At 74.8% G+C, this 15,712-nt stretch carries 9 protein-coding genes; 3 read left to right on the forward strand and 6 right to left on the reverse strand.

All coding sequences use genetic code 11. The features are described 5' to 3' along the window. Window positions 1–175: 175 nt before the first annotated feature. Window positions 176–955, reverse strand: coding sequence for a hydroxyacylglutathione hydrolase (gloB, locus tag Talka_RS10595; protein ID WP_143891335.1), 780 nt, complete (start codon window positions 953–955; stop codon window positions 176–178). Between the two features lie 27 nt (window positions 956–982). Between gloB and xerD the strand changes: the two genes are divergently transcribed. Continuing rightward, a complete protein-coding gene (gene xerD / locus Talka_RS10600) occupies window positions 983–1,891 on the forward strand; it encodes a site-specific tyrosine recombinase XerD (protein WP_425472679.1) in 909 nt (302 codons plus the stop codon). Between the two features lie 54 nt (window positions 1,892–1,945). Here xerD and Talka_RS10605 read toward each other — a convergent pair whose 3' ends face one another. Next, window positions 1,946–4,018, reverse strand: coding sequence for a glutamine--tRNA ligase (locus tag Talka_RS10605; protein ID WP_143891299.1), 2,073 nt, complete (start codon window positions 4,016–4,018; stop codon window positions 1,946–1,948). Between the two features lie 140 nt (window positions 4,019–4,158). Between Talka_RS10605 and Talka_RS10610 the strand changes: the two genes are divergently transcribed. Further along, window positions 4,159–4,560 carry a hypothetical protein gene (locus Talka_RS10610; protein ID WP_185970137.1) on the forward strand — a complete coding sequence of 134 codons (402 nt, stop codon included), beginning with the start codon at window positions 4,159–4,161 and terminating at the stop codon, window positions 4,558–4,560. A 116-nt stretch (window positions 4,561–4,676) separates the two neighbouring features. Beyond that, entirely contained in the window at window positions 4,677–5,504 is an 828-nt protein-coding gene (locus tag Talka_RS10615) for an undecaprenyl-diphosphate phosphatase (RefSeq protein WP_143891301.1), read from the forward strand. Here Talka_RS10615 and Talka_RS10620 read toward each other — a convergent pair. The 4 genes from Talka_RS10620 to Talka_RS10635 form a co-directional block, all read right to left on the reverse strand. Continuing rightward, window positions 5,467–6,351: an alpha/beta hydrolase gene (locus tag Talka_RS10620; RefSeq protein WP_143891302.1), complete on the reverse strand. Its 885-nt coding sequence runs from the start codon at window positions 6,349–6,351 to the stop codon at window positions 5,467–5,469. The genes Talka_RS10615 and Talka_RS10620 overlap by 38 nt on opposite strands. Window positions 6,352–6,446: 95 nt before the next feature. Beyond that, window positions 6,447–8,375, reverse strand: a complete 1,929-nt coding sequence (recD, locus tag Talka_RS10625; protein ID WP_143891303.1) for an exodeoxyribonuclease V subunit alpha — start codon at window positions 8,373–8,375, stop codon at window positions 6,447–6,449. Continuing rightward, window positions 8,372–12,148, reverse strand: coding sequence for an exodeoxyribonuclease V subunit beta (recB, locus tag Talka_RS10630; protein ID WP_143891304.1), 3,777 nt, complete (start codon window positions 12,146–12,148; stop codon window positions 8,372–8,374). Before recB ends, recD begins: the two co-directional genes overlap by 4 nt. Next, on the reverse strand, window positions 12,145–15,675 hold the full coding sequence (locus Talka_RS10635; RefSeq protein WP_185970138.1) for an exodeoxyribonuclease V subunit gamma: 3,531 nt from the start codon (window positions 15,673–15,675) through the stop codon (window positions 12,145–12,147). Before Talka_RS10635 ends, recB begins: the two co-directional genes overlap by 4 nt. Window positions 15,676–15,712 lie beyond the last annotated feature (37 nt).

Here is a 15,712-nt window from a genome sequence, read left to right on the forward strand (position 1 = left end):
GCAGGGGGGGGCGGGGGGGGGTGAGACCGCTGGTTTCGGCGTCGGCGTGGTGGGCACAAGGGTATGCGCGCAGCCGGCCAGGCTGATCGCCGCGGTGGCCAGCAGGGCCAGAAACCAAGATCGTGGCATGGAGAAAAATCAAACGAAACGGGTTAAGAACGCGATCTCCGCGCAGCTAGCGCCAGCTGTCTTTCCAACGGCGCAGCGCCGCGAAATGATCGACGTCGGTGAGCAAGGGGGCTAACCCCTGTTTTCGGAGCGCGGCGCGCACCGAGGGTTCCCGCGTGCGCAGGAACGGGTTGACGGCGCGCTCGCGCGCCATGGTGGACGGCAGCGTCGGCTCGCCGCGCGCACGGCGCGCCTCGGCCTCGGCGCGCACGGCGGCAAGGTGCGGGTTGTCCGGCTCCACCGCCGCGGCGAAGCGCAGGTTGGCCAGCGTGTACTCGTGCGCGCAGCAGACCTGCGTGTCGTGCGGTAGTGCCGCCAGCCGGTCGAGCGAGGCCAGCATCTGCGCCGGCGTGCCCTCGAACAGGCGCCCGCAGCCGGCGGCGAACAGCGTGTCGCCGCAGAACAGCCAGCGCCGCGCGTCGTCCGCCGCCGGCTCGTTGACGTAGGCCACGTGCCCGGCCGTGTGGCCCGGCACCGCCAGCACCCGCCAGCGCCGCCCGAGCAACTCCAGCGCGTCGCCGTCATCGACCGGCTCGGTCTCGACCGGCAGCCGCTCGCGCCGCGGGCCGACCACGCGGCAGCCGCTGGCAGCCTGCAGCGCCGCCGCGCCGCCAGTGTGGTCGCCGTGGTGGTGCGTGATCAGGATGCCTTCCAGCGCGAGCCCGCGTTCGGACAGCGCCTGTTGCACCACCGCAGCGTCGCCGGGATCGACGACCCACGCCCGCGCGCCGTCGTGCAGCAGCCAGATGTAGTTGTCGGCCAGGGCCGGCAGCGGCTCGACCCGCAGCGCCGGCGCGCACGCTACCATCGTCATATGGCGATGATACCGGGCGACGAGGCGCTGGTGGACCGCTTTGCCGACGCGCTGTGGCTGGAGGAGGGGCTGGCGGAGCGCACGCTGGCGGCCTACCGCGGCGACCTGAAGGCGCTGGCGGGCTGGCTGGCGGCGCAGCGCGGGCGTGGCCTGCTGGCGGCGGAGGCGGCGGATTTGCACGCCTACCTGGCCGCGCGCCTGCCGGACAGCCGCGCCACCAGCAGCAACCGGCGCCTGAGCGCCATGCGGCGCTTCTACCGCTGGGCGCTGCGCGAGCGGCTGATCGCGCGCGACCCCACGCTGCCGTTGCCGTCGGCGCGCACCCCGCTGCGCGTGCCCAAGACCCTGACCGAGGCGCAGGTGGAAGCGCTGCTGGCCGCGCCGGACGCCGGCACGGCACTCGGCCTGCGCGACCGCGCCATGCTGGAGCTGATGTACGCCAGCGGCCTGCGCGTCAGCGAGCTGGTGGGCCTGCGGCTGTTCGAGCTGAGCCTGCCGGATCAGGTGCTGCGCGTCACCGGCAAGGGCGCCAAGGAGCGGCTGGTGCCGTTCGGCGACGTGGCGGCGGACTGGCTGCGCCGCTACCTGGCCGAGGCGCGCCCGGCGCTGCTGGCGGGCCGCGCCAGCGACGACCTGTTCGTCACCGAACGCAGCGGCGCGGCGATGACGCGCGTGATGTTCTGGAAGCTGGTCAAGCGCTACGCGGCGCAGGCCGGCATCCGCGCGCCGCTGTCGCCGCACACGCTGCGGCATGCGTTTGCCACCCACCTGCTGAACCACGGCGCCGACCTGCGCGCGGTGCAGCTGCTGCTGGGCCACGCCGACATCGGCACCACGACCATCTACACCCACGTGGCGCGCGAGCGGCTCAAGGCCCTGCACGCGCGCCACCACCCGCGCGGGGCGTGAGGCGGCGCGGCCCCGCCGTGGCCCAACGTCGTTTGCGCCGCGGCCGGGCCGCCCTCAGCGCCCGCCCCAGCCGTCCTTCAGCGTGGCGATGCGGTTGAACACCGGCCGCCCCGGCTGGTGGTCGAGGCGGTCGGCGACGAAGTAGCCGTGGCGCTCGAACTGGAAGCGCTGCTCCGGCGCGGCCTCCCCCAGGCCCGGCTCGACGTAGCCGTGCACGACGCGCAGGCTGTCGGGGTTGAGCAGCGCCTTGAAGTCCTTGCCGCCGGCGTCGGGCTGCGGGTCGGTGAACAGGCGGTCGTAGAGCCGGATCTCGGCGGCCACCGCCTCGTCCGCGCTGACCCAGGTGATCACGCCCTTGACCTTGACCGCATCCGCCCCCGGCGTGCCGCTCTTGGTGTCGGGCACCAGCCGCGCCAGCACGGCGGTGACGCGGCCGTCGGCGTCCTTCTCGCAGCCGGTGCACTCCACCACGTAGCCGTACTTCAGGCGCACGCGGTTGCCGGGGTAGAGGCGGTGGTAGCCCTTCGGCGGCTGCTCCATGAAGTCCTCGCGCTCGATCCAGACGCGCGGGCCGAGGTGAAACGCCCGCTCGCCCCAGCCGGGGTGGTGGGGGTGCACGGGAGCGCGGCACGGCTCGCGGTGGCGCTCGTCGCCGAACACCTCGGCCCAGTTGGTCAGGCGCAGCTCCAGCGGCTCCAGCACCGCCATCGCGCGCGGGGCCTGCTCCTCCAGGTCGTCGCGCAGCGCCACCTCCAGCGTGCCGTAGTCGATCCAGCCGTTGGCCTTGCTGACGCCGGTGCGCTCGCAGAACAGCCGGATCGCCGACGGCGTGTAGCCGCGGCGGCGCAGGCCGGCGATCGTCGGCAGGCGCGGGTCGTCCCAGCCGCGCACGATGCCTTCGTCCACCAGCGCCTTGAGCTTGCGCTTGCTGGTGACGACGTAGGTCAGGTTCAGGCGCGCGAATTCGTACTGGTGCGGCAGGTCGAACGGCTCCGGCTCGTAGGCGGTGAGCGCCTCGGCCAGCAGCGGCGTGAACTGGTGCAGTTCCCCCAGCAGCAGGTCGAAGAAGGCGTCCAGATCGCGCAGAACGGCGTCGCGGTCGTGCTCCCAGCGCTCGAACAGCGCGGCCATGCGGCGCTCGGCCTCGGTGTTGGGCCCCAGGCGCGCGGCGGCGTTGTGACAGCGCAGCGCGAATTCCTTGGCCGCCTCCACGCCCTGCGCGCGCAGGCCCTCGATGCGCGCGCGCGCGCGGGCAAAGTGCGGCGCGCGCAGCAGCGGCACCAGCCGCGCCAGCAGCCAGTCGTAGAACGGGCGCTGGTCCTCGAACTCCAACGTGCAGATGCTGTGGGTGATGTTTTCCAGCGCGTCCTCGATCGGGTGCGCGAAGGTGTACATCGGGTAGACGCACCAGCGCGTGCCGGTGTGGTGGTGCGCGGCGTGCTTGATGCGGTAGATGGCCGGGTCGCGCAGGTTGAGGTTGGGGCTGGCCATGTCGATCTTGGCGCGCACCACCATGGCGCCGTCGGGGTGCCGGCCGGCCAGCATCTCCTCCCAGCGGCGCAGGCTTTCCTCCACCGGGCGGTGGCGCCACGGGCTTTCGGTGCCGGGCTCGGTCAGCGTGCCGCGCGTGGCGCGCAGCTGCTCCGGCGTCTGCTCATCCACGTAGGCGTGGCCAGTCTCGATCAGGTAGCGCGCGGCGCGCGCCATCGTCTCGAAGTAGCCGCTGGCGTAGTAAAGGTGCTCGGTGCCGTGCGCGTGCCAGCTCCAGCCGAGCCAGCGCACCGCCTCCAGAATCGCATCGACATACTCCTGCTCCTCCTTCTCAGGGTTGGTGTCGTCGAAGCGCATGTGGCACACGCCGCCGTACTCCTGCGCCAGGCTGAAGTTGATCCAGATGCTCTTGGCGTGGCCGATGTGCAGGTAGCCGTTGGGCTCGGGCGGAAAGCGCGTGCGGATGCGCGCCGGGTCGGGCCCGCCGCGCGCGTGGTGGTCGGCGTCGCCCGGGCTGCCGCCCCACGGCCGGCGCTGGTGGCGGCCGGCGGCCAAATCGCGCTCGATGATCTGGCGCAGGAAATTGCTGCTGGCGGCGATGTGATGGGAGTGGAGGTGCGGGGCGTGCTCGCTCATGCGCCGATTGTAGGAGCTGGCTCGGGGCGCTTGGCGGAAATGCGCCGGGCGAGTGCGCCCGCCGTTTGGGCGTTACGGTCGGTTACAGACGTCACACCGCGGTGGCACCTGCAAGGCCCCAAGCGTGCTGCAATGCAGGCATGAAAGCTCCAACCTCTTTGTTGAAGCGCGGGCTGGCTGCGCTAGGGTGCGTGATGGCCGCGGCCTCGGCCACGGCGGGCGACTTGGTCTGGTCGGTGGGCATCCACCAGCCGGGGGTGAGCGTTCAAGTCGGCAACGCGCGCCCGGTGGTGGTGACACCGCCCGTGGTGGTGACGCCGCCGGCGGTGGTGGTGCCGCCGGCGCCGGTGGTCTGGGGGGCGCCCCCGGTGGTGTGGGCGCCCGCAGCGCCGGTGGTGATTGTCAAAGAGCCGCGTCCGCGCAAGCCGCATCCGCATCACCGGCATCCCTATGCCTACGGTTGGGGGCCGGCAGGCTCCGCCGTCGTCTGGGGCGCCGCGCCGGGTTGGCACGGCCCGCGCGCTTGGCGTGACGACGACTAAGCGGTCAAGCAACCGCCCGCTGCCAGCGCGCAGCGCCGCGCAGGCCGCATCCGGTCGCCCGGAGTTGGCGCGTGCATGCCGGCTAAACTAAATCGGTGTCAAGCGACCTGCGCGTCATGGATTTCCTTTTGCTGCTCAAAGCCGCCCTGATGGGGGTGGTGGAGGGCTTGACGGAATTTATTCCTGTTTCTTCGACGGGCCACCTGATCCTGGCGGCGGCGTTGCTAAACCTGCCAGATGAGCGCACCAAGGTGTTCGAGGTGGTGATCCAGACCGGCGCGATCTTGGCGGTCGTGGGGCTGTATTGGCAGCGGCTGCTGGCCACGCTGACCGGGTTGCCCACGCAGCGTCCGGCGCAGCGCTTCGCGGCCAACGTGCTGATTGGTTTTTTTCCGGCGGCGCTGGCGGGTTTTCTGTTCATCGGGCCGATCAAGGCGTATCTCTTCAACGCCTGGGTGGTGGCGGCGGGCTTCGTCGCCGGCGGCGTGGTGATGCTGGCCGTGGAGGCGTGGCAGCGCCGCCGCTCGCCGCGGCTGGACGACGTGGATGCGATCGGCTGGCGCGATGCGCTCGGCGTCGGGCTGATCCAGTGCCTGGCGCTGATCCCGGGGGTCAGCCGCTCCGGCGCCACCATCATCGGCGCGATGGCGCTGGGCTTCTCGCGCCGCGCCGCCACGGAGTTCAGCTTCTTTCTCGCGGTCCCGATGCTGTTCGGCGCCGCGGCCTACGATCTCTACAAGCACCGTGCGTTGCTGAGCGCCGCCGACGCGCCGTTCTTCGCGGTGGGGCTGGTGGTGTCGTTTGCCTCGGCATGGGTGTGCGTGAAGTGGCTGTTGCGCTATGTATCCACTCACACCTTCGTGCCGTTCGCGTGGTACCGCATCGGCTTTGGCGCGTTGATCGCGCTCAGCGGCTGGCTAGGCTGGGTGGACTGGACGCCATAAAATTCCGCAGTGCGCGGTCGATCGCCTCGGCGGTGGCCTGCGGCAGCTCCATCGGGAACAGGTGCGTGCCGGGCAGGAACTGCAGCCGCGGCGACGGCGTGCGGCCGCACAGCTTGTGCGTCAGCGTCAGGCCCACGCGGCGCATCTCCTCCGACTCGGTGCCGCCGATGAAGGCCACCGGGCAGCGCAGCGGGTGACGGCGCAGCAGCCGATCCAGGTGGTGCGGCAGGGTGTTGTAGATGGCGGTCTCGACGTCGCGGTCGAAGCTGAGCACCCGCTGCACGCTGCCATCCGGGCCGACCTCGTCGTGGGTGCCGTGGGCGACGTAGTCCTGCAGCACGCGCGGATCCCAGCGCGCGAACGCCCGCTTGTGGCGGAAGTGCTCCAGCGCCTCGGCGGCGCTGGCCCAGCGGTTGCGCCGCTTGCGGCTGATGCGCCCGGGCGAGACGGCGCCGATCAGCCGCGTGTGCTTGGCGGCGGCCAGCGCGCGCGCCTTCCAGCCGCCCAGCACCGGAGAGTCCAGCATTACCACGCCGCGCACCGGCGTGCCGCCCAGCTGCGGGTGCAGCGCCGCGGTCATCAGGCTGAGGAACCCGCCGAGCGAATGCCCGACGAGGAACAGCGGCTCGCCCTGGGGTTGCACCTGCTGCGTCACGAAGTCGGCCAGCTGGCGCACCAGGTGCGGCCAGTTGCTGGTGACCGGGTAGCGCGGGTCGTGGCCGAACTTCTCCAGCGCCTCGACGCGCCAGCCGCGCGCGCGCAGCGCCTCGAACAGCACGCGGTAGGTGCCGGACGGAAAGCTGTTGGCGTGCGAGAAGACGATGAGGGGCGTTGTGGCGGGAATCATCGGTGGCAGGCAGCGCAGCCGTGGCTGGGGCAACGGGCGCCGTGTGGGTGGCATGGCCAACTCACCAGCGAACGATCGTTCGCTTATTCTGCCGCTTATGGTAGCGCCCGACGTAGCGCGTCGCGCAGGGCGCTGTCGCGTTCGGTGCGCCGCCGCAGCGCCGCGCGCAGCGTCGCCTCGCCGCCCGGCAGCACGAGCGTGAGCCGCTCGCGCGCGCGCGTCAGGCCGGTGTAGAGCAGCTCCCGCGTCAGGATGGGGCTGTCGGCCTCCGGCGGCAGCACCAGCACCACGTGGTGGAATTCGCTGCCCTGCGCCTTGTGCACCGTCAGCGCCCAGGCGCTCGCGGTGTCGGCGAGTTGCCCGGCGGCAACCCACTGCACGCCGCCCGGCCGCTGCGGCGACGGCAGCGCCAGGCGCCAGCGGCGCGTGCCATCGGCGTGCGGCCGCGCCAGCAGCAGGCCCAGGTCCCCGTTCATGACGCCCAGGCGCGGCTGGTTGCGCGTGACCAGCCACGGCTGGCCGCTGCAGCCATAGGGGCCGACGGGGGCGTGCGGGGCCAGGCGCGCGGCCTCCGCCTGCAGGCGCGCGTCCAGCCCCTCCACGCCCCACGGCCCGCGCCGCAGCGCCGCCAGCACCTGCAGCCGCGCCTGGCCCTGCAGCAGGCCGGCGGCCCAGGCGTCGGGGTCGCCGTCCGCCGGCGGCTGCGCCGCCGCCTGCAGCCATGGGGCCACCGCTGCGCGCCAAGTGTCCAGCCAGCCATCGGCGGCCTGCGCGCCGAGGTGGACGCCGACGCCCTCGCCGGGGTCGCGCAGCAGCGCCTGCACGGCGTCCTCGTCGCCGTCGCGCACGGCGGCGGCCCAGCGGCCGATGGCGCCGCCGGCGTCGAAGCGGTGGCTGCGGCGCAGCATCGCCACCGCCTGGTCCAGCGCGTCGCCGCCGGCGTCGATCCATTCGGTCGGCGGGGCCTGCCCGGTGGTGGCGGTGAGCCACGCGCCCGTTTCGGGGCGCCAGCGGCCCTCGCGCGCGTGCGCGCACAGCTCTGCCAGCACCGCGCCGGCCTGCACCGAGGCGAGCTGGTCACGGTCGCCGAGCAGGACCAGCCGCGCCTGCGGCGGCAGCGCGCGCAGCAGCGCGTGCAGCAGCTCCAGATCGACCATCGACGCCTCATCGACCACCAGCGCGTCCAGCGGCAGCGGCTGGCGCTCGTCGTGGCGCGCGCCGCTGCCGTCGGGCCGCTGGCCCAGCAGCGCGTGCACGGTGACGGCGCGGCGTGGCAGGTGCGGCTGCAGCGTCGCCCACGGCAGCGGCAGCGCCCGGGTGGCGAGCTGTCGCCAGGCGTCGGCCAGCGCGGCGCTCAGGCGCGCGGCGGCCTTGCCGGTGGGGGCCGCCAGGCCCACGGCCAGCCGCACGCCGCCGCCTTGCAGCGCCAGCCCCTGCAGCAGCGCCAGCAGCCGCGCGACGGTGGTGGTCTTGCCGGTGCCGGGGCCGCCGGTGATGACCGCCAGCCGCTGCCGCAGCGCCAGCGCGCAGGCCAGCCGCTGCGCATCCGGCTCGGTGGGCGGCGGGCCGAACAGCGCCTCGATCCACGGCCGCACGGCGTCGGGGGCGGGCGCGTCGGCGGCGGTCAGCCGCTGCGCCAGCGCCTGCGCCACCTCACGCTCGCGGCGGAAGTGGCGGCCCAGGTAGAGCACGCCGCCGCTGGCCACGACCGGGGTCAGCGGCGCGCCCGCGCCGACCCAGCCGGGGCCGCTCAGCACCGCCGGCCCGTCGGCGTGCAGGCGCTGCAGCAGCCAGCGCGCGCAGGGGCCGCTGGCGTCGTCCGCACGGGCTTCGGCCCAGCGCCAGGCGACGTGACCGTCGGCGGCGCGGCGCATCAGCAGCGCGGTGGCCAGCAGCGCCTCCAGGCTTGCCTGCGGGCACAGCGCGGCGGCCTGGCGTGCCAGCGTCGCCTCCGCCGGGCGCAGCTCGCCGGCCTGCAGGCCGCGCTGCAGCCAGGCTTCCAGATCGGGGTGGGGCGTGGTCATGCCGTCACCTCCGCGCCCGTGAACAGGGCCTCGAGCCGCCGCACCAGCGGCCACGGTTCGGCCAGATGCCAGACGCCGGCGCCGGGGGCGGCCACGCCGCGCCAGAACACGCACAGCGCCCCGCCCAGATGCCGCGCCGGCTCGTAGCGCCGCCCCAGCCGCTGCGCCAGCCAGCGGTGCAGCGCCAGCAGATAGAGCGCCGCCTGCGCGTCGTAGCGCTGGCGCAGCACCTCGGCCTGCACCGCCGCGGCGTGGTAGGCGGCGTCGTCGGGCCCGAGCGCGTTGGACTTGTGGTCCAACACCCAGTAGCGCCCGTCGTGTTCGAACACCAGGTCCATGAAGCCTTTGAGCATCCCGTGCAGCGTGACGGCGGCGAGCGCCGGGCGCGGCTGGCCCGGCGCGACGCAGGCGAGCAGCAGGCGGTCGAGCGCGCGCGCCTCGGCGGCGGCGTCGATGCGCAGCCAGAACGGCACCTCCGGCTCGGCGTGCGTGAGGTCGCGCAGCCGCACGCCCGGGCTGCCGGGCAAGGTCAGCGCGGCGTCGCCGATCGCGTGCGCCCATTGGGCCAGATCCTCGGCGTCGGCCGGCAGGCGCTCCGCCGCCCAGCCGAGCCCCTGCAGCGTGCGCTGCGCCAGCGGCTGCAGGGCATCCGGGGCGCCCGCGGGCCAGCCGTGGCGGTGGCAGGCTTCCAGCAGCGCGTGCAACGCCACGCCGGGCTGCGCGCCGCGCGGCCAGCGGTGCCACGGTGCGGCGGTGGGGGCCTCACCGGGGCCGGCGATCTCAGGGCCGGTTCCGCCGGGATCGTCGTCGCCGACGTGCGCCTCGGTGGCGGCGTCGGCGCTGGCCGGGGCGTCGTGCGCAGCGCGCGCCAGCGCGCTGTAGCTGGCGATCCACCACGGCGGGCCCCCGCGCGGGCGCGCCACGTGCGCCCGGACGGCGGGGCGTGCAGGCGCCGCGGCGTGGGGGATGGCGCGGTCGGCTGGGGCCGCCTCGTCGTCGGGCAGCCGGGTGCAGGCGACCGTGCCGCCGCTGGCCTGCGCCAGCGCCTGCAGCCGCTCTGGCATCTGCTCGGCCAGCGTGGCGGCATCCGCCCCCTGCAGCCCGAGCAGGCGCGCCAGCGCGCTGGAGGCCAGGCCCGGCTCCAGCGCCACGCCGACCCAGGTCAGGTGCACCGCGCGTGTCAGCGCGACGTAGAGCTTGCGCGTGTCTTCCAGCAGGCGTTCGCGCTCGGCGCGCTCGAGCGCCCGCAGCCATGGCTCGCCTTCGTCGGGCAGCGTCACGTGCGCGCGGCCCGCGTCGTCGTGCCAGCGCAGCACGTCTGGAGGGTTGCGCTTGTCGGTCAGCGGGCGCGCGCGCCCGGCAAACGGCAGCAGCACGAGCGGAAACTGCAGCCCCTTGGCCTTGTGCACGGTGATGACGGGGATGGCCTGCGGCGTGCCGTCGAGGCGGCGCTCCACGCCGGTCAGCGTCGGGTCGTCGCCGGCGGAGGAGGGGGTGGCGCCTTCCTGCCGCGCCAGGCGCAGCAGCGCCAGCGTCGCTTCCACCCCGCCGCGGCCGCGCTGGCGCGCGGCCTGCTGCAGCCATTCGGCCATGTGCAGCAGATCCGCCAGCGCCCGCGCGCCGGGGCTCGGGTGGTCGGCGGGGCGAGCCAGCAGCCGCGCGGCGACGCCGAAGTCGTGCATCAGCGCGCGCACCGCGGCCAGCACGCCGTGGCGCTGCCACAGCGCGTGGTAGCGCGCAAAGCGCGAAAGCGTCGCGTCCCAGGCGTCCTCGTCGTGCAGCAGCGCGGCCAGTGCCGCCGCATCCAGCCCCAGGGCCGGCGTCAGCAGCGCGTGGGCGAGGGCGTCGCGGTCGTGCGGGTGGGCGCAGGCGTGCAGCCACGCCTGCAGGTCGTCGGCCTCGGGGCCGTCCCACACCGAGGTCTTCTCGGACCGGTAGGCGCTGGCGAGTCCATGCCGGCGCAGCGCGCGCGCGATCGCCTGCGCCTCCTGGCCGTCGTTGACGAGGATGGCCAGGTCCTGCGGCTGCAGCGGGCGCAGCCGCCCGTCGCGCTCGAAGCCGCAGCGCCCCGCCGCCGAGCCCTTGAGCCAACGCGCCACCGTGGCCGCGCAGGCGGCGGCGAGCCGCTCCCGCACGTCGTCGCGCGTGAGCTTCTCCGTCTCGGGCCGCCACAGCGCGAAGGTCAGCGCCGCGCCGCTTGCGTCATCGTCGTCGCGCCAGCGCTCGGGCTGGCCGTGCGGTTGCGCCGGCAGGAACGGCACCGGCTGCACGCCAGCGCGCGCAAAGCCGAACGCCCCGTCCGGCAGCGTGCGCTCGGCGTGGCTGAACAGGGCGTTGACCGCCTGCACCATCGCCGTGCTGCTGCGGTGGTTGACCGCCAGCGACCAGATGCGCCCGGCGCAGGCGGCGCGCGCCTGCAGGTAGCTGTGGATGTCGGCGTGGCGGAAGGCGTAGATGGCCTGCTTGGGGTCGCCGATCAGCAGCAGCGCGGTGCCGGGGGGGGGCTGCTCGGGCCGGTAGATGGCCTGCAGGATGCGCCACTGGCGCGGGTCGGTGTCCTGGAATTCATCGACCAGTGCCACCGGCTGCTGCTGGCGCAGGCGCTGGGCGAGCGCCGCACCCTGCGGGCCGGCGAGTGCCTCGTCCACGCGGCGCAGCATCTCGTCGAAGGTGAGCTGCTCGGCGGTGCGCAGCTGCGCGCGCATGCGCTGCGCCACCCACACCGCGGCGTGGCGCGTCAGCGCCCCGTGCGCGCCGGGCAGGGCGGCCAGGCGCGCCTCCAGTTCCGGCAGCTCGCGCAGCAGCGGCAGTGTCTCGACCTCGGAGGGGAGGGGGCCGCCCTTGGTGCGCAGGTGCTCGAGCGTGAACTTGGCGATCGCCTTCTCCGTCAGAGGGCATTTCGCATCGAGCGGGTCAGCGGCCCAGGTTCGGAGGTTGGCCAACCATGTCTTTACCCAGTGCGGCGTGCTGATGTGCTTCAGCAGGCCGTGTTGACCGAGCACCTTCTCGGCTTCGTCGATCCACGCCGGCCACGGGGCCTTCAGCGCCGCCAGCGCCTGCGCGCGCGTGGCCTCGGCCTGCTGCGCCACGTCGGGCAGGCTGCGCGTCGGCAGGCCCGGATCCTGCGCCGCCCACAGCTCGGCGTGCTCGAGCAGGTCCTTGATGGCCTGGTCCAGCTCGTCCGGCGAGTCCCAGACCTCCAGCACCGCCGCGGCGTCGGCCTCGTCCAGCGGCAGCACGTGCAGCCGCCACCAGTCGCGCACCGCCTCGCGGCGCAGCGCGGCGGTGTCCTGCAGGATGCGCGGCGCAAACGGCTCGCCGCTGAGCAGCGCCTGCTCGCGCAGGATGCGCTGGCACCAGCCGTGCAGGGTGCTGATCGGCGCCTCGTCCAGCGCGTCGGCGGCCTCGGTCAGGCGGCGCGCCAGCGCGGGCCATTGGGTTTGCGGGTAACGATCACGCAGCGCCAGCAGCCGCTGCACCGCCGCGTCGGCCGGGTCGAGCGCTTCGCCGCCAAAGACCGCGGCGGCCTGCAGCAGGCGCGCCTGGATGCGGCTGCGCAGTTCCTGCGTGGCGGCGTCGGTGAACGTGACGACCAGGATCTGCCGCGGTGACAGCGGCGGCAGCCCGGCCTCTTCCGGCGGCGCGCCCAGCACCAGCCGCACCGCCAGCAGCGCCATCGTCCAGGTCTTGCCGCTGCCGGCGCTGGCCTCGATCAGCTGGCTGCCCGCAAGCGGCAGGGTCAGCGGATCCAGTTGGGGCAGGTCGGCGCTCATGCGGCGGTCTCCTCGGCGGATGCGTCACGGTCGCCGTGGCCGCTGGCCAGGTGGGCGTGCAGCGGCGCGAGCAGCGCCTGCGTCCAGTGGGCGAACGGCCCGTCCGTGTGCGCCTCGCGCGGGCCGGCCAGCGTCTCGAACGTCGGGTAATGGCGCCGCCACAGCGGCTCCTTGGCCTGGCCGTGGTCCTTTTCATAGGCCTTGCGGGCGGCCTCCCACGCCGCGGCGGGGTTGGCGTCCTTGCCGCGCAGCTTGCCCCAGTAGACCGCGGCGGCGTGGCGCGGCAGCGGCAGCGGGGCGGGGCCGTGCAGGCCGGCGTGCCATGCCTGCCCCAGGGTCGTCCAGACCGCGGTGGCGGTCTGCGGCGCCAGCGGCCGCATCCGCCCGACGCCCTGAGGGGTGGCGATCCAGCTCGTCACGGGCCCAAGCGCGACGTTGAGCGCGATGTGCTCGACCCAGGGGCGCAGCAGCCGGTGCAGCACGTAATGTCCGGAGTCGGCCTTCTTGCCTTCCACGAGGGCGCTGCCGAGCGTCACCAGCCGCGCCAGCGCGCCGTCGTCGCCGCGCCGCAGCGCCGGCAGCACGTCGCGGATCGCAAGCGTCGGGCCGTCCGGCAGCACGAGCGTCGTCTCCAGCCGCGCCCGCTCGGCCACCGGGTGAGGGTGGCGCGCCGCCAGTTCCCGGGCGTGCTGCCAGACGCGGAGGATCGCCTCGTCCCAGTCGCGTGCGAGCCATGCTCCGACGGGCCCGGCGGGCCAGTCACCGGCCAGCTCGGCGCGGCGGCAGGCGCGCCGGGCGGCGGCCTGCGCGGCGGCTTCGTCGGCGCCGGCCAAGGCTGCGTCCACCACCGCGTTGACCCACGCCAGCCGCGTGCGCCACTGTTGCAGGCGGTCGGGTTCGAATGGTTCGGTGTCGTCGTCGGCCTCGTCGTCGTGTGGCAGCGCCAGCCCCAGGCGCTGGCGCGCGTAGGCGCGCGCCGGGTCCTGCAGCAGATCGGCCAGCGCCGTCACCGTCACCGGGATCGGCTCGTCCGGGCGCGGCAGGATGGTTGGCGCAGCGCGCGGGGTGGCGGGTTCCGGGGCGGCCCCGCCCGCGGCCAGCCACTCCCGCGCGTAGCTGAACGCGCCTGCAAGCGGCGGGGCGGCGCCGTCGGCCACCGGCGCCGGGCTGAAGTTGGCGGGGTCGAACGGGTGCAGCGGGTGCGCGCGCGTCAGCGCCGCGGCCACGTCGCCCGCCATCCCAGGCGCCAGCCGCCACTGGCGGTTCAGGTGGTGCCGCAGCTGGGCCACCGGCAGCGCCGGCTGGCGCTCGGTGTCGTCCACCGGGTGACGGCCCAGCCACGAGATGCCGAGGTGGTCGCGCGCCGACAGCACCGCCTCCAGCAGCAGGTAGAGGTCCTCGTGCCGGCGCAGGCGGTCGCCGGGGCGCGGCATCGCGGCCATCAGGTCGTGCGTGTCGCCCTGCGGCCGGCGCGGGAAGTTGCCGTCGTGCAGGCCGAGCAGGTAAATATGGCGAAACGGCACCGCGCGCATCGGCAGCAGCGTCGCAAACGTCACCCCGCCGCCGAGGAAGCGGGCGGGCGCGCCGCCGCCACCGGCCAGCGCGAGCCACGTGTCGGCCACCACGGCGGCGGGAATCAGCTCCGTGCCGGCCTCGGCGGCCTGCCGCGCCCAGCGATCTGCTGCGGCGCGCAGCCGCGCCACCGCCAGCGTCCCCTCCACGTCGTCCGCCGCCGGCTGCAGGAACTGCGCCAGCAGCGCATGCAGCCGGTCGGCCCAGCCGGTGGCGTCGGTCGGCTCGGCCAGGCGCGCGGTCCACGTCGCCACGGCGTCGATGAAGGACTGCAGCCGGTGCAGCCGCTCAGCCTGCAGCACCGCCACGCCGCGCGCCGGCAGCAGGCGGTCCTGCCACGGCTCGTCCTCGGCGCCGAGCACGGCGCCCAGCCACAGGCGCTGCAGCCCCTCGCGCCAAGTGTAGCGTTCGGCCAGCGCGGTGCCGCCCGTGGCCAGCCCCAGGCGCTGGCGGTGCGCGCCGTCCAGGCCCCAGCGGATCGCGGCCTCGCGCCGCCACGCGCGCAGCGTGTCGAGGTCGTCCGCCCCCAGGCCGAAGGCGCGCGCCACCGCCGGGATGTCGAGCCAGTCCAGCACCTCGCTGCCGCTCAGGCGCAGCGCCTCGGGGTGCAGCAGGGCGCGCAGCAGCTCGCGCAGGCGCGCGGCGGTGTCGTCCTCCACGTCGGCGATCTGGTAGGGTATGCGGCGCGCATCGTCCGGCGGCAGGCTGCCCCACACCGCGTGCACCAGTGGCGCGTAGGCGGCGATGTCGGGCGCGAAGACGGCGATGTCGCGCGGCTGCAGCGTCGGGTCGCGCTGCAGCGCGGCCAGCACCTGGTCGTGCAGCACCTCCACCTCGCGCAGCAGGGTGTGGCAGACGTGCAGCCGCAGCGAGCCGTCGCGCGCCGGATCCAGCGGCGGCCATGTGCGTTCGCCGGGCGCGCGGCCGTGGCGCAGGTCGTCCTGCAACTGCGCCAGCAGGTGCGGCGGGGCGGCCTCATCGGCGGGCTCGTCGTCCCAGGCGTCGTCCAGCGTCACCGGGGGCAGACCGGCGGGCGGTTCCTCGGCGGCCAGCGCCTGCAGCCCGGCGATGAACTCGCGCCCCTGTCGGCTCCAGGCCGCCAGCAGCGGGTGGCCGGTGCGCGCGCCGTCGCGGTCGAACCAGTCGGTGCGCGCCGGGTTCAGCACATAGACGGCTACGTCGCGCCAGCGCGCCACTGCCTGCAGCGCCTGCAGCACGTCGGGTGTCAGGGCGCTGACGCCGAACACCGTCAGCCGCGGCGGCTCGCGCGCCGGCAGCGGGCAGGCGCGCGCGTCGGCCATGCGCTGCAGCCACGCGGCGTGGATGTCGCAGCGGCTGGGCCAGCGGTGGCCCTGGGCCTCGGCGTCGGCGCGCAGCAGCCGCCACAGCGCGGGCTGCCAGCGCTCGTCCTCCGGCAGCGGTTCCACGCGGCCCTCGGCATCGCGCAGGCGGTCGTGCCCGGCGGCCCAGTCGGCCAACCAGTCGGGCCGGTAGATCTGGTATTGGTCGAACAGGTCCGCCACGCGGCGCGCCAGCTGCGCGCGCCGTAGCGGGTCGCCGTCGCCCAGGTAGTGGATCAGCGGGGCGAAGACCGCCGCGTCCGCCGCCCGCGCCAGCGTCGGCAGCAGCCGCCACAGGCGCCAGCGCAGCGGGCCGCGGTCCAGCGGCGCCTCATCCGGCACCGCCGCTTCGCCCAGCACGGCGCGGTAGGTCTGCCACAGCCACTGCGCCGGCAACAGGAACTCCAGCCCCGCGCAGACGCCGTCGCGCTGCGCCAGCGCCTGCTGCACCCACTGCGCCATGCCGTGGCTGGCCACCAGCCAGCGCTGCGGCTGCAGCGGCTGCGCCGCCTGCGCCTCGGCGGCCTCGGCCGCGGCGCGCTGCAGCAGCGTCTCGATGCGGTCGCTCTGGACGATGCGCAGCATGCTGGTCTCAGGGGAGAAAAAGGCTGTCACGGCCGCTAATCGTAGAGGATGCCACACCAATCCGTGC

It is taken from the genome of Tepidimonas alkaliphilus (assembly GCF_007556595.1).
GTDB classification, from domain to species: Bacteria; Pseudomonadota; Gammaproteobacteria; order Burkholderiales; family Burkholderiaceae_C; genus Tepidimonas; species Tepidimonas alkaliphila.